18 protein-coding genes are annotated in these 24,963 nt (G+C 68.3%); 12 read left to right on the top strand and 6 right to left on the bottom strand.

What is annotated here, in order from left to right:
- Nucleotides 1-36 precede the first annotated feature (36 nt).
- The 3 genes from ACN9MV_RS32040 (at nt 37) to ACN9MV_RS32030 (ending at nt 2,404) form a co-directional block, all read left to right on the top strand.
- Nucleotides 37-894, top strand: a complete 858-nt coding sequence (locus ACN9MV_RS32040; protein WP_093055286.1) for a ferritin — start codon at nt 37-39, stop codon at nt 892-894.
- Nucleotides 895-974: 80 nt separating this feature from the next.
- Nucleotides 975-1,856 (top strand): RNA polymerase sigma-70 factor, encoded by an 882-nt coding sequence (locus tag ACN9MV_RS32035; protein ID WP_093055288.1) that lies wholly within the window; start codon nt 975-977, stop codon nt 1,854-1,856.
- An 86-nt stretch (nt 1,857-1,942) separates the two neighbouring features.
- Complete coding sequence (locus ACN9MV_RS32030; RefSeq protein ID WP_093055290.1) at nt 1,943-2,404, top strand: carboxymuconolactone decarboxylase family protein; 462 nt, start codon at nt 1,943-1,945, stop codon at nt 2,402-2,404.
- A 6-nt stretch (nt 2,405-2,410) separates the two neighbouring features.
- Here the strand turns inward: ACN9MV_RS32030 and ACN9MV_RS32025 are convergent, their stop codons facing one another.
- Nucleotides 2,411-3,568, bottom strand: coding sequence for a septal ring lytic transglycosylase RlpA family protein (locus ACN9MV_RS32025; RefSeq protein ID WP_426390859.1), 1,158 nt, complete (start codon nt 3,566-3,568; stop codon nt 2,411-2,413).
- Nucleotides 3,561-6,356 carry a bifunctional [glutamate--ammonia ligase]-adenylyl-L-tyrosine phosphorylase/[glutamate--ammonia-ligase] adenylyltransferase gene (glnE, locus tag ACN9MV_RS32020; protein ID WP_426390858.1) on the bottom strand — a complete coding sequence of 932 codons (2,796 nt, stop codon included), beginning with the start codon at nt 6,354-6,356 and terminating at the stop codon, nt 3,561-3,563. The genes ACN9MV_RS32025 and glnE overlap by 8 nt, the downstream gene beginning before the upstream one ends.
- A 25-nt stretch (nt 6,357-6,381) precedes the next feature.
- Here glnE and ACN9MV_RS32015 point away from each other — a divergent pair, with 25 nt between their 5' ends.
- Genes ACN9MV_RS32015 through ACN9MV_RS32000 form a run of 4 tightly spaced genes read left to right on the top strand, consistent with a single transcriptional unit; the run spans nt 6,382 to nt 14,088 of the window.
- The gene (locus ACN9MV_RS32015; protein ID WP_426390857.1) at nt 6,382-10,557 is read left to right on the top strand and encodes a YhdP family protein; all 4,176 of its coding nucleotides are present in this window, start codon (nt 6,382-6,384) and stop codon (nt 10,555-10,557) included.
- Entirely contained in the window at nt 10,554-11,369 is an 816-nt protein-coding gene (locus ACN9MV_RS32010; RefSeq protein WP_426390856.1) for a carbon-nitrogen hydrolase family protein, read from the top strand. The genes ACN9MV_RS32015 and ACN9MV_RS32010 overlap by 4 nt, the downstream gene beginning before the upstream one ends.
- Nucleotides 11,370-11,371: 2 nt before the next feature.
- Nucleotides 11,372-13,417 (top strand): two-component system sensor histidine kinase NtrB, encoded by a 2,046-nt coding sequence (locus ACN9MV_RS32005; RefSeq protein ID WP_426390855.1) that lies wholly within the window; start codon nt 11,372-11,374, stop codon nt 13,415-13,417.
- Between the two features lie 44 nt (nt 13,418-13,461).
- Nucleotides 13,462-14,088 (top strand): response regulator transcription factor, encoded by a 627-nt coding sequence (locus ACN9MV_RS32000; protein WP_093076246.1) that lies wholly within the window; start codon nt 13,462-13,464, stop codon nt 14,086-14,088.
- A gap of 4 nt (nt 14,089-14,092) precedes the next feature.
- Here the strand turns inward: ACN9MV_RS32000 and ACN9MV_RS31995 are convergent, their stop codons facing one another.
- The 3 genes from ACN9MV_RS31995 to ACN9MV_RS31985 form a co-directional block, all read right to left on the bottom strand.
- Nucleotides 14,093-14,656 (bottom strand): OmpA family protein, encoded by a 564-nt coding sequence (locus tag ACN9MV_RS31995; protein WP_093076244.1) that lies wholly within the window; start codon nt 14,654-14,656, stop codon nt 14,093-14,095.
- Nucleotides 14,657-14,740: 84 nt separating this feature from the next.
- Nucleotides 14,741-15,400, bottom strand: a complete 660-nt coding sequence (locus ACN9MV_RS31990; RefSeq protein ID WP_093055306.1) for an OmpA family protein — start codon at nt 15,398-15,400, stop codon at nt 14,741-14,743.
- A 196-nt stretch (nt 15,401-15,596) separates the two neighbouring features.
- Nucleotides 15,597-15,758 carry a hypothetical protein gene (locus tag ACN9MV_RS31985; protein WP_176928796.1) on the bottom strand — a complete coding sequence of 54 codons (162 nt, stop codon included), beginning with the start codon at nt 15,756-15,758 and terminating at the stop codon, nt 15,597-15,599.
- Here ACN9MV_RS31985 and mltA point away from each other — a divergent pair.
- A complete protein-coding gene (mltA, locus tag ACN9MV_RS31980; RefSeq protein ID WP_093076243.1) occupies nt 15,757-16,905 on the top strand; it encodes a murein transglycosylase A in 1,149 nt (382 codons plus the stop codon). The two genes, ACN9MV_RS31985 and mltA, sit on opposite strands and share 2 nt — an antisense overlap.
- Before the next feature lie 149 nt (nt 16,906-17,054).
- Entirely contained in the window at nt 17,055-19,295 is a 2,241-nt protein-coding gene (locus tag ACN9MV_RS31975) for a PhoX family protein (RefSeq protein WP_426390854.1), read from the top strand.
- A 121-nt stretch (nt 19,296-19,416) separates the two neighbouring features.
- On the opposite strand, the gene ACN9MV_RS31970 is transcribed toward ACN9MV_RS31975, so the two are convergent.
- Nucleotides 19,417-19,884 (bottom strand): Lrp/AsnC family transcriptional regulator, encoded by a 468-nt coding sequence (locus ACN9MV_RS31970; RefSeq protein ID WP_093076240.1) that lies wholly within the window; start codon nt 19,882-19,884, stop codon nt 19,417-19,419.
- Between the two features lie 105 nt (nt 19,885-19,989).
- Here ACN9MV_RS31970 and mdeB point away from each other — a divergent pair, with 105 nt between their 5' ends.
- The 3 genes from mdeB (at nt 19,990) to ACN9MV_RS31955 (ending at nt 24,952) form a co-directional block, all read left to right on the top strand.
- Nucleotides 19,990-22,644, top strand: coding sequence for an alpha-ketoglutarate dehydrogenase (gene mdeB, locus ACN9MV_RS31965; RefSeq protein WP_426390853.1), 2,655 nt, complete (start codon nt 19,990-19,992; stop codon nt 22,642-22,644).
- A 59-nt stretch (nt 22,645-22,703) separates the two neighbouring features.
- Nucleotides 22,704-23,480 (top strand): FadR/GntR family transcriptional regulator, encoded by a 777-nt coding sequence (locus ACN9MV_RS31960; RefSeq protein WP_093076237.1) that lies wholly within the window; start codon nt 22,704-22,706, stop codon nt 23,478-23,480.
- A gap of 143 nt (nt 23,481-23,623) precedes the next feature.
- A complete protein-coding gene (locus ACN9MV_RS31955) occupies nt 23,624-24,952 on the top strand; it encodes an MFS transporter (protein WP_093174392.1) in 1,329 nt (442 codons plus the stop codon).
- Nucleotides 24,953-24,963: the final 11 nt, after the last annotated feature.

The following is a 24,963-nucleotide window of genomic DNA, read 5'->3' as shown; positions in this document are numbered from 1 at the left end:
TGGCCGACTAAAATCGGCGGCCATAGAAAGACATTGATGCTCTATCCGGAACTCTTCAGACAACTCGAATCCGTCCGCTGGGACATGGACAAGGACATTCCCTGGCAGTCGTTCGACGCTTCCTTGCTGTCGGAAGAGCAGGCGCAAACCATCAAGATGAATGCCATCACCGAGTGGGCGGCGTTGCCGGCCACCGAGATGTTCCTGCGCGACAACCGCCACGATAGCGATTTTTCCGCTTTCATGTCGATCTGGTTCTTCGAAGAGCAGAAGCACTCGCTGGTGCTCATGGAGTACCTGAAGCGCTTCAGCCCCAAGCACGCCCCCACCGAAGAAGAGCTGCACGAAGTGCGCTTCGACTTCGACCCGGCCCCGCCGCTCGAAACCCTCATGCTGCATTTCTGCGGCGAAATCCGCCTCAACCACTGGTACCGCCGTGCCGCCCAGTGGCACACCGAGCCGGTCATCAAGCACATCTACACCACGCTGAGCCAGGACGAAGCCCGTCACGGCGGCGCCTACCTGCGCTACATGAAGCGCGCGATGGAAAAGTTCGGCGACGAGGCCCGTGCCGCGTTCACCAAGGTCGGCGTCCTGATGGCCAGCGCGCGGCGTACGGCGCAGGCCCTGCACCCGACCAACCTGCACGTCAGCAAGGCGCACTTCCCGCGCGACACCATCCAGAGCCGCATGCCCGATCCGGACTGGCTCGAGCACTGGCTCGACAAGCAGATCAAGTTCGATGCCGTCTGGGAAACCAAGGTTGGCGAGCGCATCCTGCACAACCTGAGCCTGCTGATGAACCGCAGCTTCAAGACGGTCCAGGAACTGAACCGCTACCGCAAGGAGCTGGCGGCCACCCTGGGCCCCAAGCCCGAATACCAGGGCGCATAAAGAAAAACGCCCCGCACGCCGGGGCGTTCTTTCTTGAAGGACCCGTGTCACAAACCGGGGACGCCAGCCGTCTAGCTCCCATGGACGACGCCACCCTCACCTTCGACCGCCACCGCCCTCGCCTGCAGGGCATCGCCTACCGGATGCTCGGCTCCATGGCCGAGGCAGAAGAGGTCGTGCAGGACGCCTGGCTGCGCTGGCATGAAGCCGCCAAGGACACCTTCGACAGCGCCGAAGCCTGGCTCGTGACCGTGGTCACGCGCCTGTCGATCGACCGGCTGCGCGCCGCCAAGGTCCAGCGCGAGCACTACATCGGCGCCTGGATGCCCGAGCCCATGCTGACCGAGGCGCCCGACACGCCCGAGCAACTGCTGGAGCGCGCCGACAACATCTCCGTTGCCTTCCTCGCCGTGCTGGAGCGCCTCGCCCCCGAAGCCCGCGCCGCCTTCCTGCTGCGCGAGGTGTTCGACGCCGACTACGAAGAAGTCGCCCGCACCCTCGGCAAGAGCGAGGCCGCCTGCCGCCAGCTCGTGCACCGTGCCAAGGTCCAGGTGCAGGAAGGGCGTCCGCGCTTCACCGTGCCGCGCGAAACCCACGAGCGCCTGTTGCGCGCCTTTGCCGACGCCGCCGCGCGCGGCAGCCTGCAGGACCTGAAGGCGTTGATGGCCGAGGACGTCGAACTCATCGGCGACGGTGGAGGCAAGGTGCAGACCTTCAGCAAGATCCTGCGCGGCAGCCAGCGCCTGGCGCAGCTGTACTACTCGCTGTGGCGCCGCATGGGGCCGGCGGTGCGCATGGAAATGGTCGACATCAATGGCGAGCCGGGCATGCTGCGTTTTCTCGACGGCGAACTCGAATCGGCCCAGACCTTCGAAATCGAGAACGACCGCATCGTGCGCATCCGCGCGCAGCGCAACCCCGACAAGCTGGCGCGCATCGCACAGCTTTTTTCTTCGAAATAGTTCGCGCGGCGTGTCACAGGGCGCATGGCTCGCCCGTCTTCAGTGGGTAGCAAGCAGATTTCATCGCAACCCACCTGGATAAACCCATGAACACCACCGCACGCCTGAACTGGTTCAAGCTCGTCCCGAAGTCCTTCGAGGCCATCCTCGCCGTCAACACCACCATCGAGTCGAGCACGCTCGGCAAGACACTGGTCGACTTCGTCTTCGCCCGCGTCTCGCAGATCAACGGTTGCGCCTACTGCCTCGACATGCACGTGCGCGACCTGCGCAAGCAGGGCGAGGAGTGGCAGCGCATCAACAGCCTGCCCACCTGGCGCGAGGTGAGCTTCTTCAACGAGCGCGAACGCGCCGCTCTGGCCTGGGCCGAATCGCTCACGCGCCTGGCCGACGACCATGACGAACGCGAAGCAGAATTCGCCGCGCTGAAGGCCAATTTCAGCGACGTGGAAATTGCAGAACTCACCGTGGCAATCGCGCAGATCAACACCTGGAACCGCCTCAACGTCGGCATGCGCGTGCCGGTCGCGGTCAAGCCGCTGGCCTGAACGGGCTTACCTGCGCTCCACCACCATCGGCGAGATGCGCAGGTTCTCGCGCAACTGCGCGACCGCTTCGCCGGCCGCATTGCGCGAGGCAAAAGGCCCGGCCTGCAGCCGGTGCGTGCCGGCTTCGCTGAACACATGCAGCTGCGGCGCCAGCGAAGGCAGGCCGCGTGCGGCCTGGTTCAGCATGCTCTGTGCACCGTCGCGTTCGCGAAAGGCGCCGAGTTGCACCCAGAAGCCCGGCAGCGCCAAGGGCTGTGCAGCGCCGGCAGGTGGCTGTGACGCAGGCGCCGCCTGCAGAGGGGCCAGGTCGCTCACCACGATGGCCTGCCGGGTCGGCGGAATGGAAGGCGGCGACTGTGCCGATTCCGGCTCAGCCCCCGGCGGCAGCGCCGCGGCCATCGGCGTCTGCGGCGTGACGGGCATCGTCGATGCCGGTGGCGGCATGTCGTCATTCACCGTCGCGACCGGCGCCACCCATTCGGCCGGCACCCGCACCTGCTGCGCACTCGCCACGCGCACCGGTGCCGCGCGCACGGGAACAGGCGCTTCAGCCGCCGCATACGCCGTCCCCGAATCCCGCCGCCATGCGCCCGTGCGGATGTCTTCGTTCGTGATCCGCTCGATCTCCACCGGCGCCACGCCGCGCAGCAGGTCGAGCTTGAGCGCGGCCGTGTAGCTCAGGTCGATGACGCGGCCGTCCACGAATGGGCCGCGGTCGTTCACGCGCACGATCACCTCGCGCCCGTTGGCCGGGTTGCGCACGCGCACATAGCTCGGCAGCGGCAGCGTCTTGTGCGCGGCCGTCATGGCGTACATGTCGTAGGGCTCGCCACTCGAGGTCGACGCCGCGTGGAACTTGCGGCCGTACCAAGAGGCCAGTCCCGACTCGCGGAACGGCCGATCGTCGGTGAGCGGCGCATAGCCGCGACCCAGCACCGTGTACGGCTTGCTGGTGCCGCCGCTGGTGCGGATGGGCTCGATGCGGGGCTCGGCATCGGGCACGCTGGCGAGGTCCGGCGGAATGTTGGTGCCCGGCCCGTCGCGGCCGCTGGCTACGCCGCTCCCGCTGCGCGGACCGCTCGCACAACCGGCCAGAAGGACGGCGACAGCCACCGCGCACGCAGCCAGCGCGGTGGCGGCGGAGGAGCGAGCGCCGTCAGCCAAATACCGCCTTCCACAGCGCCAGCATGGCCTCGCGCTCAGGGGCCAGTGCGGGCGGGGTGACCTGCGTCGGTTCTTCGTTCAGGCGCGCGCGATGCTGCACACGGCGCAGCTCGCGATAAGCCCGCGCCGCGCTGCGGCCCACGCCTTCGGGCAGCAGCCCCGCCAGTTCGGCGCGCAGCAGCAGCGCGATGTTGCCCACGTTCGGAATCAGCTCGGGATGCTCGCCCGACGACGACAGCACCAGAAACTGCACCGCGAACTCGGCATCGACCATGCCGCCGGGGCTGTGCTTCACGTCGAAGCGGTCGGCTTTCACCGGCCGCGCGCCGCGCAGCTTCTCACGCATGGCGATGATCTCGGCCTTCAGCGCCTCGCGGTCGCGCGGCGACACGAGCACGGCCTCGCGCACCTGGTCGAAACGTGCGCCCAGTTCGGCGCCGTGGTCTTCGCTGCCGAGCACGAAGCGCGCGCGCGTCATGGCCTGGTGCTCCCAGGTCCACGCGGTGTTGCTGCCGCGGCCGAGCTGGTATTTCTCGTAGGCCTCGAAGCTGGTGGTAAGCAGGCCCGAGTTGCCGTTGGGCCGCAGGGCGGTGTCGATCTCGAACAGGTCGCCCTCGCGCGTCTTCACCGTGAGCCAGTTGATGAGCTTGCGCACGTAGGCCGCATAGACCTCGCCAGCGCGCTCGTCGTCATCGTCGTAGACGAACACGATGTCGAGGTCGCTGCCGTAGCCCAACTCTTTTCCTCCCAACTTGCCGTAGCCGATGATCGCGAACTGCGGCACCTCGCGGTGCCGGTTGCGCACGTGCGGCCAGCACCAGCGGGCGGTCACGCGCAGCGTGGTGTCGGCCAGCGCGCTCAGGTCGTCGGCCACCTGCTCGACGGTGATGCGGCCGTCCACGTCGCGTGCCAGAGTGCGGAACACTTCGGCGTGGTGCGCGTGGCGCAGCAGGTTCAGCAGGCGCTCCTCGTCGGCTTCCCCGGTGCGGGTGAGCGATGCGTGGCGCGCCTCGAGCTCGCGCTCGAACTCGACGGCGACGAAGCGGCCCGACAGCATTTCGTCGCTCGCCAGTTCGTCGATCACGCCCGGGTGCTGCATCAGGTAGCGCGCCGGCCATTTGGCCGCGCCCAGCAGGCGCAGCAGGCGTTCCTGCACGGCCGGTCGTTCGACCAGCAGCGCGAGATAGCTCTCGCGGCGCATCAGCGGCTCGATCCAGTCGGCCCAGCGCATCGCGGCATCGACGTGGCGCGGCGTCTGCCCGGCGCCATCGCCGTCGGGCTCCTTGAGCCACTGGCCGGTGCGCTGCACCAGCTGGCGCAGCCGCCCGCGTGTTTCTTCGCGCAGGGCCAGCACGCGGGGCTGTTCGCACCAGTCGCGGATGCGCTCGGCAAACACCGGGGGCAGGTCGTCGAGCAGGTCGGCCAGATCGGCGGGCGCGGCGGTCTTCTTGCCGCTGCACTTGCCGTTGCAGGGCTTCTCGCCGCCGAGCAGCTTGTCGAACTCCTGCGCGACGAACTCGCGGTGCGTGTCGAGCTGCGCCAGGAAAGGGCAGCACTCGGGATAGCCCAGGGTCTGGGCGATCCAGCGCAGATCGTCGTCGGACACCGGCAGCACATGGGTCTGCTGGTCGTCGAGGTATTGAATACGGTGCTCCACGCGGCGCAAAAAATCATAGGCCGCGGCCAGCGCATCGGCCGTTTCCTGCGGCATGAGGTTGGCGCGCGCCAGGCGCTGCAGCGCATCGAGCGTGGGCCGCGTGCGCAGCTCGGGAAACTGGCCGCCACGCACCACCTGCAGCAGCTGCACGGTGAACTCGATCTCGCGGATGCCGCCGCGCGACAGCTTCACGTCGTTCGCGCGCTCGGGCCGCCCGGCGCTGCGGCGCGCCGACTGCTCGCGGATCTGCCGGTGCAGCACGCGCAGCGAATCGAACACGCTGTAGTCGAGATAGCGACGGAACACGAAGGGCAGCACCGCGCCGCGCAATCCCTGGGCCTGGCCCGCGAGCACGATGTCGCGCGGAGCCACCACCCGGCTCTTCATCCAGGCGAAGCGCTCCCATTCGCGGCCCTGCACCTGGAAATACTCTTCGAGCGCATCGAGCGAGACCACGCTCGGGCCCGAGTTGCCGTTGGGCCGCAGAGCCAGGTCGACGCGGAACACGAAGCCGTGCTCGGTGGTGTCGCCCACCAGCGCATAGATGCGCTTCACGGCGCGCGCAAAGTACTCCTGGTTGGCCAGCCGGCCGCGCCCGTCGGCGTCGCCCTTGGTCTCGCCGTCCACGTCGTAAAGGTAGATCAGGTCGATGTCGCTCGACACGTTGAGCTCGCGCGCGCCGAGCTTGCCCATGCCGACGATCCACAGCTGAGCGCGCTGGCCTTCGGGGCCGAGAGGGGCGCCGTGCACTGCGTCGAGTTCGTGGCATGCGTCCTGGCACGCAATATCGAGTGCCAGTTCGGCCAGCTCGGTGACGGCGATGGTCACCACGGCCAGCGGCGCCTGCTCGTCGCAATCAAGCGTTACAAGCCGCTCCATCACAAGCTGCCGCACAATTCGCAGTGCATCGCCAACGCTGTCCCCACGTTGGCGCAATGCCTCGTAAGCCACCGTCATCGACTCGCGCCGCGGCGCACCAGGGGGAAGCAATGAAAGCTCGGCCGCATACCTGCGACGCAGGCGCTGCACGAAGCGTGAGTAAGAAGAGAGCGCGCTGCGCGTCGAAGTGGCTGGCAACTGGTTCACACTGATGCTGGTTTCCGTGGAACCCCTCTGAATGCTGGCGGTCATAATTCCCGACACAGCGCGATCCTCAATGAACGACACGGCGTCTACCCCTTCACGTCTGCTCAAAATCACCGCTGTGACGGCGCGCTGGCTGCTGGGTCTGTTGATCGCTGCATGGCTTCTGCTGGCGCTGTCAGTCGTTGTCCTACACGCGTGGATTGTGCCGCGAATCGGCGATTTTCGCGGCGCACTGGAGGCACAGGCTAGCAAGGCCATCGGCGTGCCGGTACGCATCGGATCGATCACCGCCCGCTCCGAAGGGCTTTTCCCGGCCTTCGAACTGCGCGACGTGGTGCTGCAGGATGCAGACAAGCGAGAGGCGCTGCGCCTCGTGCGCGTGGTGGCCAGCGTGTCGCCGCGCTCGCTCTGGCGGCTCAACTTCGAGCAGCTCTACGTAGAGGGCCCGGAGCTCGACGTGCGCCGTGACACTCAGGGAAAACTCCATGTGGCTGGATTGCACATGGCGACCGATACGACCGGAGAGACCCGCGGTGCCGACTGGTTTTTCGCCCAGCGCGAGCTGGTCATCGAAGGCGGCACCGTGCGCTGGACCGACGAGCAGCGCCAGGCCGAACCCCTGCTGCTGACCGACGTGCGCTTCGTCGCGCGCAACAGCGCCCGGCGCCATGGCCTGCGGCTCGACGCCACGCCGCCGGCCGGCTGGGGCCAGCGCTTCACCCTTCGCGGCCAGTTCCGCCAGCCATTGCTGTCGATACGCAGCGGCCACTGGCAGACCTGGGACGGCCAGCTCTATGCCGACCTGCCCTACATCGACGTCACCCGGCTCGGCCAGTACGTCTCGCTCGACGCCCGCATTCGCCAGGGCAACGGCGCGCTGCGCCTGTGGGCCGACGTCGACGACGGCCAGGTCGTCGGCGGCGCGGTCGACCTGGGGCTCGACAAGGTCGACGTCTCGCTCGACAAGGGCCTGCCGCCGCTGGTGCTGAACGCCGTCACCGGTCGTCTCGCGGGGCGGCTCTCCGAGGAAACGCTCGAGTTCTCGACCACTGCGCTGCAGTTCGACACCAGCGACGGCCTGCGCTGGCCCGGTGGCAACCTGTGGCTGCAGCACACGCCGAACAGGGGCCGCACGCCCGAGCACGGCGCGCTGCGCGCCGACCGCCTCGACCTGGCCGCGCTCGCCCTCATCGCCGACCGGCTGCCGCTGGGCGACGCCACGCACCGCGTGCTCGACGCCTATGCGCCGCGCGGCCTCGTCGAGCACGTCGACCTGAACTGGCAGGGCTCGCTGGGCGCGCCCAGCCGCTACCAGGCCAAGGGCCGCGTCAGCGGCCTGCGCATCGCCTCGCAGCCCGGCGCGGCGGATGAGGCTGCGGGCCCGCCCGCAGCGGCGGCCTCGGCACCGTCGGCGACCACCGCTGCGGCCACCCCGCCCAGGGTCCATGCGGGCACCCCCGGCCTGAGCGGCGCCACGATCGACTTCGACGCCACCCACACCGGCGGCACCGCCACGCTCGCCATTGCAAAGGGCACGCTCGAATTCCCGGGCGTGTTCGAGGAGCCTGTCATTCCCATCGACCGGCTCTCGACCCAACTGCAATGGAAGCTCGACAACGGCAACGCGCAGCTGCAGATGTCGAAGCTGAGCTTCGCCAACGCCGACGCCGAGGGCGACGCCCAGGCCAGCTGGCGCACCAGCGACCCGGCCACATCGAGCAGCAAGGCCCGCTTTCCCGGCGTGCTCGACCTGCAGGGCAAGCTGACTCGCGCCGACGGCACGCGCGTGTTCCGCTACCTGCCGCTCGACATTCCCCAGCACACGCGCGACTACGTGCGCGAAGCCGTCACCAAGGGCGTTGCCAGCAGCGTCGACTTCCGCGTGCGCGGCGACCTGCACGACATGCCGTTCAAGGACCCGAAGCAGGGCGACTTCCGTATCGCGGCCAAGGTTGCGGACGTCAACTACGCCTACGCGCCGCCGTCCATCGCGGCGCCGTCGCGCAACGGCGTGCCCGCCCCGGTGTGGCCCCCGCTCACCGGCCTTTCGGGTGAGCTGGTGTTCGAGCGCGACGGCATGCTGGTGCGCAACGCGCGCGGTCGCCTGGTCGGCGCCACCGGCGTGGAGGTGACCAAGGGCGAAGCGCAGATCCCCGAGCTGTCGCACCACGCGCAAGTGCTGCGCGTCGATGTACAGGCCAAGGGCCCGCTCGGCGAGGTTCTGCGAGCGGGCGCGCCGCTGGCCGGAGAAACCGGCGAGATCATGCGCACCGCGCGCGCCACCGGCTCGGCCGACTACAAGCTGCACCTCGAGCTGCCCCTTGCGGCCATGGAGAACGCCAAGGTGCAGGCCACGGTCGTGCTGGCCGACAACGAGCTGCAGGTCGTGCCCGAGGCGCCTTCGTTCACGCAGGCCAAGGGCACCGTCAGCTTCACCGAAACAGGCTTCTCGCTGGCCGGCGTGCAGGCCAGGCTGCTGGGCGGTGACATCCGTGTCGAGGGCAAGGGCCGCTTCAGCGGCCCCAACCGCGAAGTCGCCCTGAAGGCACAGGGCACGGCCACCGCCGAGGGCCTGCGCGGCGCGCGCGAGATCGACTGGCTCGCCCGCCTCGCGAAGAACTCGACCGGCAGCACGCCCTACGCGGCCACCTTCTCGGTGCGCGACGGCACAACCGAGTTCTCGCTCACCAGCAGCCTGCAGGGCCTGGCGCTGCAACTACCGCTGCCGCTCGTGAAGACCGCCGAAGAGCAGATGCCGCTGCGCATCGAGAAGAAGGTGCTCGCGCGCGAAACCCGCCAGGGCACGAGCGTTGCCACGCAGGACCAGCTCTCGCTCGACCTCGGCCGCGTCGGCGCCGTCCAGTACGTGCGCGATCTCGTCGGCAACGAGGCGCGCGTGCAGCGCGGCAGCATCGGCGTCGGCCTCGCGCAGGGCGAGACGGCCAGCCTGCCTGACAAGGGCGTGTTTGCGAACGTCAACGTCGCCAAGCTCGACATGGCCGCATGGCAGGCGCTGATCGGCGACGCCGCCAGCACCGGCACCGAGGCCGCGGAGCGGGCCGACGATCCGTCGCAGGCCTACCTGCCCACGCGCATCGCAGTGCGCGCGCAGCAGCTCGGCATTGCGGGCCGCACGCTGCACAACGTGGTGCTCGGCGGCACGCGCGAGGGCGCCGTCTGGCGCGCCAACATCGACGCCACCGAACTCAGCGGCTACGCCGAATACCGCCACACGCAGGCCGGGCGCCTCTACGCGCGGCTTGCGCGGCTGAAGATCGCGCCGGCCGAGGCCACGCAGGTCGAGGCCCTGCTCGACGAGCAGCCCGGCACCCTGCCGGCCCTGGACATCGTGATCGACGACTTCGAGCTGCTCGGCAAGCGCCTCGGCCGCGCCGAGATCGACGCCGTCAACCGCGGCGGCGCGGGCCGCGAATGGGCGCTCAACAAGCTGGTCTTCACCATGCCCGAGGCCAGCTTCGCGGCCAAGGGCAGTTGGGCAGCCGTGCCCGGCGCCGCGGCCGGCCAGCGCCGCACCGCCATGACCTTCAAGCTCGACATCGCCGATGCCGGCGAACTGCTCACGCGCTTCGGCATGCCGGGCGTGCTGGCGCGCGGCCGCGGGCGGCTCGAAGGCGACGTCAACTGGCGCGGCTCGCCGTTCTCGCTCGACTACCCGAGCCTGGGCGGGCAACTGCAGGTCGACGTGGAGCAAGGCCAGTTCCTCAAGGCCGACCCGGGCCTGGCCAAGCTGCTCGGCGTGCTGAGCCTGCAGGCGCTGCCGAGGCGGCTCACGCTCGACTTCCGCGACGTCTTCAGCCAGGGCTTCGCCTTCGACTTCATCCGCGGCGACGCGAAGATCAACAAGGGCATCGCCAGCACCAACAACCTGCAGATGAAGGGCGTCAACGCCGCCGCGCTGATGGACGGCTCGGCCGACATCGTGCGCGAGACGCAGAACCTGCGCGTGGTGGTGGTGCCCGAGATCAATGCCGGCACGGCCGCGCTCGTGGCCACCGCCATCAACCCCGCCATCGGCCTGGGCACATTCCTGGCCCAATGGGTGCTGAGCAAGCCGCTCGCGGCGGCGGCCACGCAGGAGTTCCACGTCGAGGGCACCTGGGCCGACCCCAAAATAGCGAAGGTGCCGCGCACCCTGCAGCTGTTGCCACAGAGCATTCCGAACATCCCCGGCCTGCCGGGCTCGTCGACAGCAGACGAAGGCAAGAAAACGGAGATCACGCAATGAAAGTCGCAGCCATCCAGATGGTGTCGGCCATCGCCCGCGAAGCCAATCTGGCGCGTGCGCACGGTCTGCTTGCACAGGCCGCAGCTGCGGGCGCCGAGCTGGCCGTGCTGCCCGAGTACTTCTGCATGATGGGCGCGCGAGACACCGACAAGCTCGGCCTGCGCGAGACCGCCGGCGCGGGTGCGGTGCAGGGCTTCCTGGCCGACGCGGCGCGCGAGTTCGGCCTGTGGATCGTCGGCGGCACGCTGCCCATCGAGAGCACCGATGCCGAGCACGTGTTCAACAGCTCGCTGGCTTTCTCGCCCGAAGGCCGGTGCGTGGCGCGCTACGACAAGATCCATCTCTTTTTCTTCGACAACGGCACCGAGCGTTACGACGAGCGCCGCGTCATCGCGCCCGGCAAGGAGCCCGTGGTGTTCGACCTGCCCTCGCGCGACGGCCACAGCTGGCGCGTGGGCATGAGCGTGTGCTACGACCTGCGCTTTCCCGAGCTGTACCGCGCGCTCGCCAAACAGGGCGCCGACCTGCTGCTGGTGCCCAGCGCCTTCACGCGCACCACCGGCGCGGCGCACTGGGAGGTGCTGCTGCGCGCCCGCGCCATCGAGAACCTGGCCTGGGTGGTCGCGCCCGCGCAGGGCGGCACGCACGAGAACGGTCGCCACACCTGGGGCCAGTCGCTGGTGATCGACCCCTGGGGCACGGTGGTGGCGCAGCAGGCCAGCGAAGAGGGCGTGGTGCTGTTCGACATCGATGCCGCACAGGTCGAGCGCACGCGAACCCAGCTGCCCGTGCTCTCGCACTGCGTTCTCTAGCAATGTCCGATGCGCTGCTGACCGTCGCACCGCAGCGGTGGGCGCTGCTGGCGTACGCGCGGCTACGCTCGCTGTGGCAGCGCTGGTTCTTGTGGCTGCTGCTGGCGGTGCTGGTGTCGGTGCTGCTGGTCACGGTGGTGTGGCTCGCGGGGCGGCACGAGGTCGAGCAGGTGCAGGCGGCGCTCGACCGCGACACCTCCGACGCCGTCTCCGACCTGCGCAGCGGCTTCCAGCGCAATGCGCAGAGCCTGCGCGCCACGCAGGCTCCGGGCGTCGACCGCGCGCAATGGTCCGAGGTGGCGGCCGCGCTGCTGCGTGAGCATCGCGAATGGCTGCGGCTCGAATGGCGCGACGCCGCGCTGCGCCCGCAGCAGGCCGTCAACACGCCCTATCGCATGCGCATCCTCGACGAGGAGAGCCGCGGGGCCGAGCAGTCCGACGTGACGCTGGCCTGCGCCGCCGCGCGCAAGCTCGGCGCGCCGGCCTATTCGCCGAGCCACTACGTGCCGATTGCCGGCGGCGGCGGCATCGAGGTGATGGAGCTGTGCGTGCCCATCGATGCCGGGGGCTATCTCGTGGCCAGCTACTCGCTGCGCGACGCGCTGATCGAACTGGTCGGCCCCACGCTCACGCGCGGCCAGGAAGTGGCCTTCACCGAGGCCGACGGCACGCGGCTGGTAGCCCTCGGCACCTCGCGGCGCACCGGCACGCGCGTGTTCACCTCGCAGCAGCTCATCGACCTGCCGGGCACCGCGCTGATGCTGCGTGTCGACGGCTGGCGCGCCGCGCCCGACCTGTTCCCGAACATGCTCACGGCGCTGGTCACGGCGATCTCCATCGCGCTGGTGTCGGTGCTGGTGCTGCTTGCGCGCGACACGCGCCGCCGCCTGCGCGCCGAGCGCGACCTGGCCGACGCGCTCGCCTTCCGCAAGGCGATGGAAGACTCGGTCATCACCGGCCTGCGTGCGCGCGACCTGCAGGGCCGCATCACCTACGTGAACCCGGCCTTCTGCGAGATGGTCGGCTTCAGCCCCGAGGAGCTCATGGCCGACAACGCCGATGCGCCCTACTGGCCCACCGAGCTGGCGCACGAGTACCAGCAGCGGCAGGCGCGGCGCCTTGCGGGCGGCATGCCGCCGCGCGAAGGCTTCGAGTCGGTCTTCATGCGCAAGGACGGCACGCGCTTTCCGGTGCTGATCTTCGAGGCGCCGCTGATCAACGCGCACAAGGTGCAGACCGGCTGGATGAGCGCGTTCATCGACGTGAGCGAGCAGCGCCGCATCGAGGAGCTTTCGCGTGCCAGCCAGGAGCGGCTGCAGGCGAGCGCGCGGCTTGCAACGGTGGGCGAGATGGCCTCGCTGCTGAGCCACGAGCTCACGCAGCCGCTGGCCGCCATCGCCAGCTACGCGAGTGGTTCGCTCAACCTGCTCGGGCCGCATGCCAAAGGCGACCAGGGCGAGGTGGCGATGGCGGTGAGGCGCATTGCCGAGCAGGCCGACCGCGCGGGCCAGGTCATTCGCAGCGTGCACGACTTCGTGCGCCGGCGTGACCGCACGCGCGAGGCCGTGGCGCCGCAGGCGCTGATCGATGCGGTGCTGCCGCTGGTGCGGCTGCAGGCGCGCAAGCTCGGCGTGATCATCGAGGTGGTGCTGGAAGACCGCCTGCCCGCGGCCATGTGCGACCGCACGCTGGTCGAGCAGGTGCTGCTGAACCTCGCGCGCAATGCGATGCAGGCCATGGACGGCCCCGACAATGTCGGCAGCCGCGTGCTGCGGCTGCGCGTGGCGCGCGCCAACGCGGTGGGCGCCGCGGTGCAGGAAGACGGGCGGCGCTGGCTCGAGTTCTCGGTGGCCGACCTGGGCAGCGGCATCAGCGAGGAAGTGGCTGAGCGGCTCTTCACGCCCTTTTTCACCACGCGCGCCGATGGCATGGGGCTCGGCCTCAGCCTGTGCCGCACGGTGGTGGAGCAACATGGCGGGGCGCTGGTGTTCGAGCCGAACAAGCCGCGCGGCACCGTGTTCAGATTCACGCTGCCGGCCGCGGGCTGACGGCGTTTCAATCAATCAAACAATCTTCTGCTGGATCTCACCGCATGCAACCGCTGATCGATGGCTTGATCTTTATCGTGGACGACGACGCCAGCGTGCGCGAGGCGCTGGCCTGGCTGCTGCGCTCGCGGCGCCTGGCCAGCGAGCACTTCGCAAGCGCCGAGGCCTTCGAGCAGTTTCTCGACCAGGGCCCGTTGCCCGAACAGCCGCTGTGCCTGTTGCTCGACGTGCGCATGCCCGGCACCAGCGGACTGGTGCTGTTCGACCGGCTGGCCGAGCGCGGCCTGCTGCCCTCGATGCCGGTGATCTTCCTGACGGGCCACGCCGACGTGCCGACGGCCGTCGACGCGGTCAAGCGCGGTGCTTTCGATTTCTGCGAGAAGCCGTTCTCGGACAACGCGCTGGTCGACCGGATCGAGCATGCGTTGAATGCGTCGCTTCAGGCGCTGGAAGTGCAGCGCGTGCGGCGCGGGCTGGCCGAGCGCATCGGCGAGCTGACCGACCGCGAGCGCGACGTGATGCGGCTGGTGGTCGAGGGCCTGCCCAACAAGCTCATCGCCGACCAGCTCGCGATCAGCGTGCGCACGGTGGAAGTGCACCGCGCGCGCGTGTTCGACAAGATGGAAGTGAAGTCGGCCGTCGAATTGGCCAACCGACTTCGGGATCTCTAGAAGATCAGGCCTTTTCCGCGACGAAGATTTCGACGCGGCGGTTCTGGGCGCGGCCTGCTGCCGTGCCGTTGTCGGCCAGAGGCTCGCGCGAGCCGCGGCCGTCGGTGGTGATGGCCGTGGTCGACACGCCTCGGCCCACCAGGTGATTGCGCACGCTGTCAGCGCGGCTCACCGAGAGGCGTTCGTTGCCTTCTTCGCTGCCCGTGTTGTCGGTGTGGCCGACCACGCGCACGCTGGCGGCGGTGGCGTTCTTCAGGCCGTCGGCGACCTTGTCGAGTACCTGAGCCAGGTTGCGCTTGACGTTGGCGCGGCCGGTGTCGAACGACAGCTCGTTCGGGATCACCACGTGCAGCTGGTTGTCGGCGGTCTGTTCGATCACCGCGCCCGTGCCCTTGGTCGAGGCTTCCAGGTCGGTCTTCAGTGCGGCCAGGCGGGCCGTCCAGCTGTTGGCTGGCGCAGCCGGTGCAGCAGCCGGAGCGGCGGCTGCCGGCGGCGGCGACTGCGAAGCGCAGCCCGCAATAAAAAGCAAAGCGGCCGCAGCCGCACTAGCAACAACAAACTTCCTCATGAATTTCCCTCTCTATGGACCAATGGAACGGTAGTGGTGGGAACCGGCCTTTCAGCGCGGCCGGTTTCCCGGGGTGGTGAACGCTCAGCCCTGCGGCGCGCGCTCGCCCACGTAGATTTCGACTCGGCGGTTCTGCGCACGGCCGGCATCGCTGTTGTTGTCGGCAATCGGTTCGTGCGAGCCGCGGCCCTCGATGCGGAAGGCCGCCGCGTTCACGCCGCGCGCCACGAGGTAGTCGCGGGTGCTGGTGGCACGCTCGACCGACAACGGGTTGTTGATGGCGTCGGAGCCGGTGCTGTCGGTGTGGCCGATGATGCGCACCTCGGCGTTCGGGTTGTTGCGCAGGCCGTTCGCGAACTGGTCGAGCACCGGCGCGAAGTTCGACTTGATGTTGGCGCGGCCCACGTCGAAGGACACGTCGCTCGGGATCTGCAGCTTCAGCTCGTTGTTCGGCGTCTGCGTCACGGCGATGCCGGTGCCCTGCGTGGCGGCTTCCATCTGGCGCTTCTGGTTTTCCATGCGCTGCGACCACAGGTAGCCGCCGAGCGCGCCGGCTGCCGCGCCGAGCACCGCACCCGTACCGATGGCGCCGCGGTTGCCGCCCGTGGCCGAGCCGATGGCGGCGCCGCCGAGCGCGCCGATACCGGCGCCGATGCCGGTGTTGCGCTGCGTGTCGGTCATGCCGCCGGCGCAGCCGGACAGGATGAGTGCTGTGGCAGTGGTGGCGAGTACAAACTTTTTCATGGCGATCCCTTTCTAGGTTGAGTCAGGCGGGCCACAGCTTAGCTTCCGGGCGTACGCGATGGTACGGGCTCAAAGCCCCACAGAAAATAAGAAAAGTTTCGCCATAGCGCATGAATGCTACGATGATTGCTACTAAAGTAATAGCGATGGGGTAGTTGTCCGACATGGCGGCGCGGCGCGGGACTGCACAAGCAATTCACGTTTCCGGCGGCGGGTTTCGATCGGTGGCGTCGCGGCCTGCTTCAGGCTCGTCGTCGTCATGCAATTCACCCTTGTTCCGGCCGGAAAACATGGTCCACCAGATGATCAAGATGAACACGAGTCCCGCGGCGAGGGCTTCAAGCAGAATCAAACCCATGAGAAATGGACTCCAGTGGCTGGTCGGGCTTGTGATCGTAGCAACGCTCGCCGCCTGTTCCACCGGCCCGCGCGCGCCCGAGGCCCCCACCCGCCCCCCCGCCACCCAGCCGCGAGACCTCGGTCCGCTCACCGGCTCGCTCGCGCACCCCAAGAGCCGCTGGGTGCCGGTCGGGTGGGGCGAGCTGCCCGGGTTCGGCGAAGACCCGCTGCACGAGGCCTGGATCGCGCTGCTGGCGAATTGCTCGCGCCCCAACGCCGCCTTCGCGCCGCTGTGCCGCGACGTGCGCCAGCTGACCATTGCCACCCCCGAAGAGCAGCGCCAGTGGATGACCGACCGGCTGCAGCCCTACCGCATCGAGGCGCTCAACGGCCAGACCGAAGGCAAGCTCACCAGCTACTACGAGCCGGTGTACGAAGCATCGCGCGTACCCACCGCCGCCTTCAATGTGCCGATCTACCAGGCCCCCGACGGCCTGGTGCCGCGCCGCCCCTGGTACACGCGCCAGGAGATCGAGACCCTGCCCGAAGCCCAGGCTGCGCTGCGCGGCCGCGAGATCGCATGGATGGCCGACCCCATCGACGCGCTGATGCTGCACATCCAGGGCTCCGGGCGCCTGCGCATCACCGAGGCCAACGGCTACCAGCACACCGTGCGCGTGGCCTTCTCGGCCACCAACGAGCAGCCCTACCGCAGCGTGCAGCAATGGCTGATGAGCCAGGGCGTGAGCAAGGTCGGCAAGTGGCCCGACGACACCAAGGCCTGGGCAGCGCAGAACCCGCAGCGCGTGACGCAGCTGATGTGGAGCAACCCGCGCTACGTGTTCTTCCGCGAAGAGACGATGAGCGAGGTCGACGCCGCCTTCGGCCCGCGCGGCGCCCAGGGCGTGCCGCTCACGGCCGGCCGCTCCATCGCGGTCGACCGCGAGAGCATCCCGTACGGCACCCCGGTGTGGCTTGCTTCCAACGGGCCGGCGGCGCAGCTGCAGAAACTGGTGGTGGCGCAGGACACCGGCAGCGCCATCCTCGGCGCCGTGCGCGCCGACTACTTCGCGGGCACCGGCGCCGATGCGGGCAGGCTTGCGGCGAGCATGAACCAGCCGCTGCGCCTGTGGGCGCTGTGGCCGCGGCAACTGCCCGCGCCCTGAGCCGCGCGGGCCTGAAGGGTTGATGAAGAGGTGCTGAAAACAGCCTGATTCAACCTGACTGGAACCTGAGCAATTCACGGAGTCGTCATACGAAGTGCCTAACTTCGCGGGCTGGTTTCTCCCCCAACCCACGAAGAAAGACATTGCGCATGACCGCAAATACCCGCACCGACGATCCCTCGGTCGACCTCGACGACATCGGCACCAACCCCACGTCGAACCCCTCGTTCACCGACCTGATCGCCTCGCGCCTGAGCCGCCGCCATCTGTTCGGCCTGGGCGTCGGCACTGCCGGTACCGCGCTGCTCCAGGCATGCGGCGGCGGTGGCGGCGGTGGCACCAGCTTCCCGGTCCTGCCCCCGGCCCCCGCACCCGCCCCCCCTGCGCCGGCTGCCGCTCCTTCCCCCGCTCCGATGAAGCTCGGCTTCAATGCCGTCGCAAAGAGCCTCGCCGACGTCGTGACCGTGCCTGCCGGCTACACCGCCAGCGTGCTGTACCGCCTGGGCGACCCGATCGCCTCGGGTGTCGCTGCCTACAAGAACGACGGCACCGACGACGCCACCACCTACGACCGCCGCGCCGGCGACCACCACGACGGCATGACCTTCTTCGGCATGAATGCCTCGAACAAGTGGGACGCCGCCAACGCCTCGCGCGGCATGCTCGTGATGAACCACGAGGCCATCACGCCGCTGTTCCTGCACCCCGCCGGCCAGACCATCACCGGCACCGGCAATGCCGCCGTGCGCACCGTCGCCGACGAAGTGCTGCGCGAGTTCTACCTGCACGGCGTGAGCGCGATCGAGGTCAACAAGAGCGGCAGCACCTGGAGCTACAAGCAGGACTCGAGCTTCAACCGCCGCGTCCACACGCTGACCGAGATGAATTTCTCGGGCCCGGCCGCTAAGACCGACTACCTGAAGACCAAGTACTCGACCGACGGCAGCAAGACCCGCGGCACGCTCAACAACTGCGCCAACGGCACCACGCCGTGGGGCACGTACCTGACCTGCGAAGAGAACTGGGCCGGCTACTTCCGCCGCATCAAGGCCAACGACGACCCCCAGCGCACCGCGAAGGAAATCGCAAGCTTCACCCGCTATGGCGTGGCCAGCGCTGGCCGCGAGCTCTGGGCCACCGTCACGCCCGACACTGCCGACAACCTGTATGGCCGCTGGAATACCGAGGTCATCGGAGCCACTGCCGTCGACGACTACCGCAACGGCTCCAACACATACGGCTGGGTCGTCGAGATCGACCCGTTCGCTCCCACCAGCACGCCGAAGAAGCGCACCGCGCTCGGCCGCTTCGGCCATGAAGGCGCCTGCCTCGGCCCGGTCGTGGTCGGCAAGCCGCTGGTCTGGTACATGGGCGACGACTCGCAGAACGAGTACCTCTACAAGTTCGTGTCCACCAAGAACTGGGATGCGGCCGACGTCGGCGGCGGCATTGCGGCCGGCGACAAGTACATGGACGACGGCAAGCTCTACGTCGCCAAATTCAAGGCCGACGGCACGGGCGATTGGCTCGAACTGAAGCTCGGTGTCAACAACATCACCTCGAGCTACGCCGGCTATGCATTCGCCGATGCGGCCGATGTCGTGATCAACGTACGCCACGCAGCCGATGCGGCTGGCGCCACGAAGATGGACCGCCCGGAATGGACGGCCGTCAACCCGAAGAACGGCGAGGTGTACCTCACCCTCACCAACAACTCGGCACGTCCGGTCACTGGCACCGACGCGGCCAACCCGCGTTCGTACAACGACCCGAAGAACGGCGTCGATCAGAAGGGCAACCCGAACGGCCACATCATCCGTTTCGCGGATGCCGGTGGCGACCCCGCTGCAGTCACCTTCAAGTGGGACGTGTACCTGTTCGGCGCGCGCTCGACCGCGTCGGCCGACGTGAACCTGTCCGCCCTTGGAGCTGACAACGACTTCTCCAGCCCTGACGGCATGTGGTTCAGTCAGGCCGCGCCCGGCCTGCTGTGGATCGAGACCGACGACGGCAAGTACACCGACGTGACCAACTGCATGCTGCTCGGCGCCCTGCCGGGCAAGGTCGGCGATGGTGCAGCGAAGACCATCACCAACGTCGATGGCGGCACCACCGCCACGCAGGCCACCTTCGTCGGCAAGGCCCCGGGCACCGACGGCCTGCGCCGCTTCCTCGTTGGCCCGGTTGATTGCGAAATCACCGGCATCGCCGAATCGGGCGACGGCCGTGCGCTGTTCGTGAACATCCAGCACCCGGGCGAGAACACGGCCAAGGCCAACATCAGCGATCCGACGAAGTTCCTCAGCCACTGGCCGCAAGGCGGCACCGCCCGTCCTCGCTCGGCGACCGTGGTCATCACGAAGGACGACGGCGGCCTGATCGGCCTCTGAGCGTTGAATCCCTAGGCCCCTCCGGGGAACACCGTGGAACCGGCTCTGCCGGGCCACCGGTGTTGCCCCCGGCGAGGGGGTGGGCGAAGCGACACGAAGTGCGCGAAGCCTGGGGGAGCACCTACTCCCTCGGCAACGGCAGCGCCGTTTTGTATCGCACTTGCTTGAGCGCAAAACTCGAGCGGATCTTCTCGATCCCCGGAATCGGCGTGAGCTGTTCCAGGATGAATTTCTCCAGCGCAGCCATGTCCGCCACCGCGATGCGGATCAGGTAGTCGCTGTCGCCCGTCATCAGATAGCACTCCATCACCTCGTCGTGCTCGGCGATGCGTTGCTCGAAGTCGGCGAGCGATTGCTTGCTCTGCGTCGTCAGGCTGATCGAGATGAACACGTTGAGCCCCAGGCCCAATGCCTTCGCGCTGACGAGCGCCACATAGCGGTCGATCACGCCGTTCGCTTCAAGCACCTTCACGCGCGCCAGGCAGGGCGACGGCGACAGGTGCACGCGCCGCGCCAGTTCCACGTTCGACAGCGCACCGTCGCGCTGCAGCTCATCCAGAATGCGCAGGTCGATGGCGTCGAGTTGCATGAAATGCTTTGAATTCAAGAAATGGCGGAATTTTATGCTGCAAGGCTGGCGTGGGATTGCTCGCGCCAGTAGCTAATTTTCCGCAAGGCGGCCTAAAGTGCCGGTATGAACGCCCCGATTTCCGCCGACCAGATGCGCGCCTTGCTGCTCGACCCGCAGCTTTCGCACGACCCCGATCCCGCCGAGACCGCCGAATGGCGCGACGCCTTCGTGGCGCTGGCGCAAACACAGGGGCCGCAGCGCGCCAGGCAGATGCTGGTCGAGCTGGCCCGCCTCGCGCGGCAGCAGCGCATCGGCTGGCAGCCCGAACTCGCGACGCCGTACGTCAACACCATCGCCGCGGAAGACCAGCCGCCGTTCCCGGGCGACCTTGCCATCGAGGAAAAGCTCGCCTCGCTGATGCGCTGGAACGCGCTCGCGATGGTGGCCAAGGCCAACCAGGCGTATGGCGAACTCGGCGGCCACATCGCCAGCTATGCCAGCGCGGCAGACCTGTTCGAGACCGGCTTCAACCACTTCTTCCACGCGCGCAGCGAACAGCACCGAGGCGACCTCGTGTTCTTCCAGCCGCACAGCGCCCCGGGCGTCTATGCGCGGGCCTACCTCGAAGGCCGCCTGAGCGAAGAAGACCTGAAGCACTACCGCCAGGAGCTCACCGCTCCCGCCTTCGTCGACGGCAGCGGCGCGCGCGGCCTGTGCAGCTATCCGCATCCGTACCTGATGCCGGACTTCTGGCAGTTCCCCACCGGCTCGATGGGCATCGGCCCCATCAGCTCGATCTACCACGCGCGCTTCATGCGCTACCTCACGCACCGCAACCTGCTGAACTGCGAAGGCCGCAAGGTGTGGGGCGTGTTCGGCGACGGCGAGATGGACGAGCCCGAATCGATGAGCGCGCTGACGCTCGCCGCGCGCGAAAAACTCGACAACCTCGTGTGGGTCGTCAACTGCAACCTGCAGCGCCTCGATGGCCCGGTGCGCGGCAACGGCCGCATCATCGACGAGCTCGAAAAGCTCTTCGCGGGCGCCGGCTGGAACGTCATCAAGCTCGTGTGGGGCAGCGACTGGGATGGCCTCTTCGCGCAGGACACGAGCGGCGCGCTGGCCCGCGTGTTCGCCAACACCGTCGACGGCCAGATGCAGACCTTCGCCGCAAAAGACGGCCGCTTCAACCGCGACAACTTCTTCGGCCAGAACCCCGAACTCGCGCGCCTGGCCGAAGGCATGACCGACGAGCAGATCGATCGCCTCAAGCGCGGCGGCCACGACCTCGTGAAGATCCATGCGGCTTACGCGGCGGCGGCCAAGCACAAGGGCCAGCCCACTGTGATCCTCGCCCACACCAAGAAGGGCTACGGCATGGGCAGCGCCGCGCAGGGCAAGATGACCACGCACTCGCACAAGAAGATGGGCGACGTGGACCTCATCGAATTCCGCGACCGCTTCAACCTGCCGCTGACCGATGCGCAGGCCACCGCGATGGACTTCTATCGCCCCGCCGAAGACAGCGCCGAGATGCGCTACCTGCGCCAGCACCGCGAATCGCTCGGCGGCGCCATGCCGCGCCGCGAGACCGCCTGCGACGTGGTGGCCAAGCCCGACATCGCGAGCTACGCGCAGTTCGCCACGGCCGCCGCCGGCAAGGAAATGAGCACCACCATGGCCTTCGTGCGCATGCTGGGCAATCTCATGAAGGACAAGGCCCTGGGCCCGCGCATCGTGCCCATCGTGGCCGACGAGGCGCGCACCTTCGGCATGGCCAACCTGTTCAAGCAGGTGGGCATCTATTCGAGCGTGGGCCAGCGCTACGCGCCGGAAGACATCGGCTCGGTGCTGAGCTATCGCGAAGCCACCGACGGGCAGATCCTCGAAGAAGGCATCAGCGAAGCCGGCGCCATCGCGAGCTGGACGGCGGCCGCCACCAGCTACAGCGTGCATGGCCTGGCGATGCTGCCCTTCTACATCTACTACTCGATGTTCGGCTTCCAGCGCGTGGGCGACGCCATCTGGGCTGCCGCGGACCAGCGTGCGCGCGGCTTCCTGCTCGGCGCCACGTCCGGGCGCACCACGCTCGGCGGCGAAGGACTGCAGCATCAGGACGGCAGCAGCCACCTCGTGGCCGCGACCATTCCCAACTGCAAGGCCTACGATCCGGCCTACGCGGGCGAGATGGCGGTGATCGTCGATGCGGGCATCCGCGAGATGATGGTCGAGCAGAAGGACGTGTTCTATTACGTCACGCTCATGAACGAGAACTACGCGCAGCCCGATGTGCCCGAGGGCGCGGAAGGCGACATCCTGCGCGGGTGCTATCGCTTCGGCACGTATGCGCCGGCATCGGGCAAGGCGAAGAAGAAGGTCACGCTGATGGGCTCTGGCGCGATCCTCACAGAGGTTGTGAAGGCCGCGCAGCTGCTGGCCGAAGAAGGCATCGAGGCCGAGGTGTTCAGCGTCACGAGCTGGAGCGAACTTGCGCGCGACGGGCTGGCCTGCGAGCAGCGCGCGTTGTCGGGTGAAGAAGCCGGCACCGCGTTCATCGCGCAGCAGCTCGGCAAGGGCAGCAAGGCGCCCATCATTGCCGCCACCGACTACGTGCGCGCCGTGCCTGAGAGCGTGCGTGCCTTCCTGCCGGAAGGCCGCCGCTACATCACGCTGGGCACCGATGGTTTCGGCCGCAGCGACACGCGTGCGGCGCTGCGCGGATTCTTCGGCGTCGATGCGGCCAGCATCGCGCGGGCTGCTCGCCACGCGCTGAACTGAGGCCGCGGCGGTCGCGCAGGGCCTGCGTTAGAGTCGCAGGCCCCACCCCATTCGCGCCCATGACCGCCCGCTTCCAATCCCTCGCCCCCAGCGTCCGCCTGGCCGACCAGGTCGCCGATGCATTGGCCGCCGAGGTGCGCAGCGGGCGCCTTTCCGAAGGCGACCGCCTGCCGACCGAGACCGCGCTGGCCGAGCAGTTCGGCGTGAGCCGCACCGTGGTGCGTGAAGCGGTGTCGCGGCTCAAGTCGCTGGGCCTGCTCGATTCGCGCCAGGGCAGCGGCGTGTATGTGCGTGCCGCCGGCGTCGAGCCGCTGCGCTTCGAGATGCCGCACGTAGCTTCGCGCGAAGCCGTCATCCAGATGGTCGAGCTGCGCCGCGCGCTCGAAGCCGAAGTGGCCGCGCTGGCCGCCGAGCGCCGCACGCCAGACGATGTGCAGCGCATCCGCGACGCCATCGACGCGCTGCACGCCGCCGTGGAAGCGGGTGGCAACGGCGCCGACGAAGACGTGCGCTTCCACCGCGCCATTGCCGAGGCTGCGCGCAATCCCTTCCTCATCGGCACGCTGCAGTACCTGCGGCAGTTCCTCCACGGCGCCACCCGCGTCACGCGCGCCAACGAGGCGCGCCGCGCCGACTTCGCGCGCGAGGTGGCGCAGGAGCATGCGCGCATCGTCGAAGCCATCGAGGCCGGCGATCCGCTGCGGGCGCGCGAGGCGGCCAAGAGCCACATGGACAACGCGATCCGCCGCATCGAGCAGGCCGATCCCGCGTTCTGGCAGCAGGAAGGCGCGCAGCTCGCGCGGCCCTTGGTCGAAGGCTGGCCAATAGGCAGCTAAAGCGAGCTGTAGGCAGCCGAGCCGACACAGAAAGACACCAGAAAGTCGCCGCCAACGGCGCGATCTCCGGGTTTACCCGGGCCAGCTCATAAATCTCAAATTTGTATGATGACCTGACAAATCAACCGAGACAAAGCTTTCTCATGACTTCCTCGACCCTCAAGGCCGGCGCCATGCCGTCGTCCGCCGCAGCCGATGCCGCGCTCGAAAAGCGCACTTACGCCAAGGTGTTCTGGCGCCTCGTGCCTTTTCTCATGCTGTGCTATGTGGTCGCGTATCTCGACCGCGTCAACGTGGGCTTCGCCAAGCTGCAGATGGGGCAAGACCTGGGCTTCAGCGAAACCGTGTTCGGCCTGGGCGCGGGCATCTTCTTCCTCGGCTACTTCCTGTTCGAGGTGCCGAGCAACCTGCTGCTCAACCGCGTGGGCGCGCGCATCTGGATCGCGCGGATCATGATCACCTGGGGCCTGCTCTCGGCCTGCTTCATGTTCGTGAAGACGCCGACCAGCTTCTACATCCTGCGCTTCCTGCTCGGCGTGGCCGAGGCGGGCTTCTATCCGGGCGTGATCCTGTACCTCACGCACTGGTACCCGGCGCACCGGCGCGCGCGGATCATCGCGGTGTTCATGTCGGCCATTCCGGTGGCGGGCATCTTCGGCAACCCGCTGTCGGGCTGGATCATGGACAGCTTCCACGGCGTCTCGTCGATGAGCGGCTGGCAGTGGATGTTCTTGATCGAGGCGGTTCCCGCCGTGCTCGTGGGCGTGATGGTGCTGGTCTACCTCGACAACGGCATCGCCCAGGCGCGCTGGCTCAGCGCCGAAGAAAAGGCGCTGCTGCAGCGCGAGGTGGCGCGCGACGCAGCCCATGGCGCCAAGGGCCCGCACTCGGTGGCTGGCGTGTTCCGCGATGCGCGCATATGGTGGATGGCGTTCATCTACTTCGCCTTCGTCATGGGCCAATACGCACTCACTTTCTGGCTGCCCACGCTGGTCAAGGCCACGGGCGTGCAGGGCAACCTGAACATCGGGCTGCTCAGCGCGATCCCCTTCGTCTGCGCCATCGTCGCGATGAACCTCTTCGGCCGCAGCGCCGACCGCCGCCAGGAGCGCCGCTGGCACCTGATCGTGCCCGCGCTGATGGGCGCGATCGGCTTCACGGTCGCGGCTTCGTACACGCAGAACACGGTCGTGTCGCTGGCGTTCCTCTCGCTCGCCGCAGCCGGCGTGCTGACCTGCGCGCCGCTCTTCTGGTCGCTGCCCACCGCTTTCCTCACGGGCACGGCTGCTGCTGCCGGCATCGCGGCCATCAACTCGGTGGGCAACCTCGCGGGCTTCGTGAGCCCGTACCTCATCGGCTACCTGAAAGACCTGACCGGCAGCACGCAGATCGGCATGTACGTGCTGGCCGGTGCGCTGGTGCTCGGCGCCATCGGCGTGTGGCTCACGCCCAAGCAACTCGTCAATCGCTGACCTCGAAAGAA

The sequence above is a fragment of the Variovorax sp. R-27 genome (assembly GCF_049913215.1).
GTDB lineage: Bacteria > Pseudomonadota > Gammaproteobacteria > Burkholderiales > Burkholderiaceae_C > Variovorax.
Note: the sequence above shows the minus strand (reverse complement) of the source record. Positions and strands in the feature narration are given on the sequence as shown.

What these genes read in the sequence shown, in the direction of transcription:
- ACN9MV_RS32000 (WP_093076246.1), top strand. Translation starts at nt 13,462, where the DNA reads ATGCAACCGCTGATCGATGGCTTGATCTTTATCGTGGACGACGACGCC.
- ACN9MV_RS32005 (WP_426390855.1), top strand. Translation starts at nt 11,372, where the DNA reads ATGTCCGATGCGCTGCTGACCGTCGCACCGCAGCGGTGGGCGCTGCTG.
- ACN9MV_RS31955 (WP_093174392.1), top strand. Translation starts at nt 23,624, where the DNA reads ATGACTTCCTCGACCCTCAAGGCCGGCGCCATGCCGTCGTCCGCCGCA.
- ACN9MV_RS31970 (WP_093076240.1), bottom strand. Translation starts at nt 19,884, where the DNA reads ATGCAACTCGACGCCATCGACCTGCGCATTCTGGATGAGCTGCAGCGC.
- ACN9MV_RS31985 (WP_176928796.1), bottom strand. Translation starts at nt 15,758, where the DNA reads ATGGGTTTGATTCTGCTTGAAGCCCTCGCCGCGGGACTCGTGTTCATC.
- ACN9MV_RS32015 (WP_426390857.1), top strand. Translation starts at nt 6,382, where the DNA reads ATGAACGACACGGCGTCTACCCCTTCACGTCTGCTCAAAATCACCGCT.
- ACN9MV_RS31975 (WP_426390854.1), top strand. Translation starts at nt 17,055, where the DNA reads ATGACCGCAAATACCCGCACCGACGATCCCTCGGTCGACCTCGACGAC.
- glnE (WP_426390858.1), bottom strand. Translation starts at nt 6,356, where the DNA reads ATGACCGCCAGCATTCAGAGGGGTTCCACGGAAACCAGCATCAGTGTG.
- ACN9MV_RS31995 (WP_093076244.1), bottom strand. Translation starts at nt 14,656, where the DNA reads ATGAGGAAGTTTGTTGTTGCTAGTGCGGCTGCGGCCGCTTTGCTTTTT.
- ACN9MV_RS32010 (WP_426390856.1), top strand. Translation starts at nt 10,554, where the DNA reads ATGAAAGTCGCAGCCATCCAGATGGTGTCGGCCATCGCCCGCGAAGCC.
- ACN9MV_RS32030 (WP_093055290.1), top strand. Translation starts at nt 1,943, where the DNA reads ATGAACACCACCGCACGCCTGAACTGGTTCAAGCTCGTCCCGAAGTCC.
- mdeB (WP_426390853.1), top strand. Translation starts at nt 19,990, where the DNA reads ATGAACGCCCCGATTTCCGCCGACCAGATGCGCGCCTTGCTGCTCGAC.
- mltA (WP_093076243.1), top strand. Translation starts at nt 15,757, where the DNA reads ATGAGAAATGGACTCCAGTGGCTGGTCGGGCTTGTGATCGTAGCAACG.
- ACN9MV_RS31990 (WP_093055306.1), bottom strand. Translation starts at nt 15,400, where the DNA reads ATGAAAAAGTTTGTACTCGCCACCACTGCCACAGCACTCATCCTGTCC.
- ACN9MV_RS32035 (WP_093055288.1), top strand. Translation starts at nt 975, where the DNA reads ATGGACGACGCCACCCTCACCTTCGACCGCCACCGCCCTCGCCTGCAG.
- ACN9MV_RS32040 (WP_093055286.1), top strand. Translation starts at nt 37, where the DNA reads ATGCTCTATCCGGAACTCTTCAGACAACTCGAATCCGTCCGCTGGGAC.
- ACN9MV_RS31960 (WP_093076237.1), top strand. Translation starts at nt 22,704, where the DNA reads ATGACCGCCCGCTTCCAATCCCTCGCCCCCAGCGTCCGCCTGGCCGAC.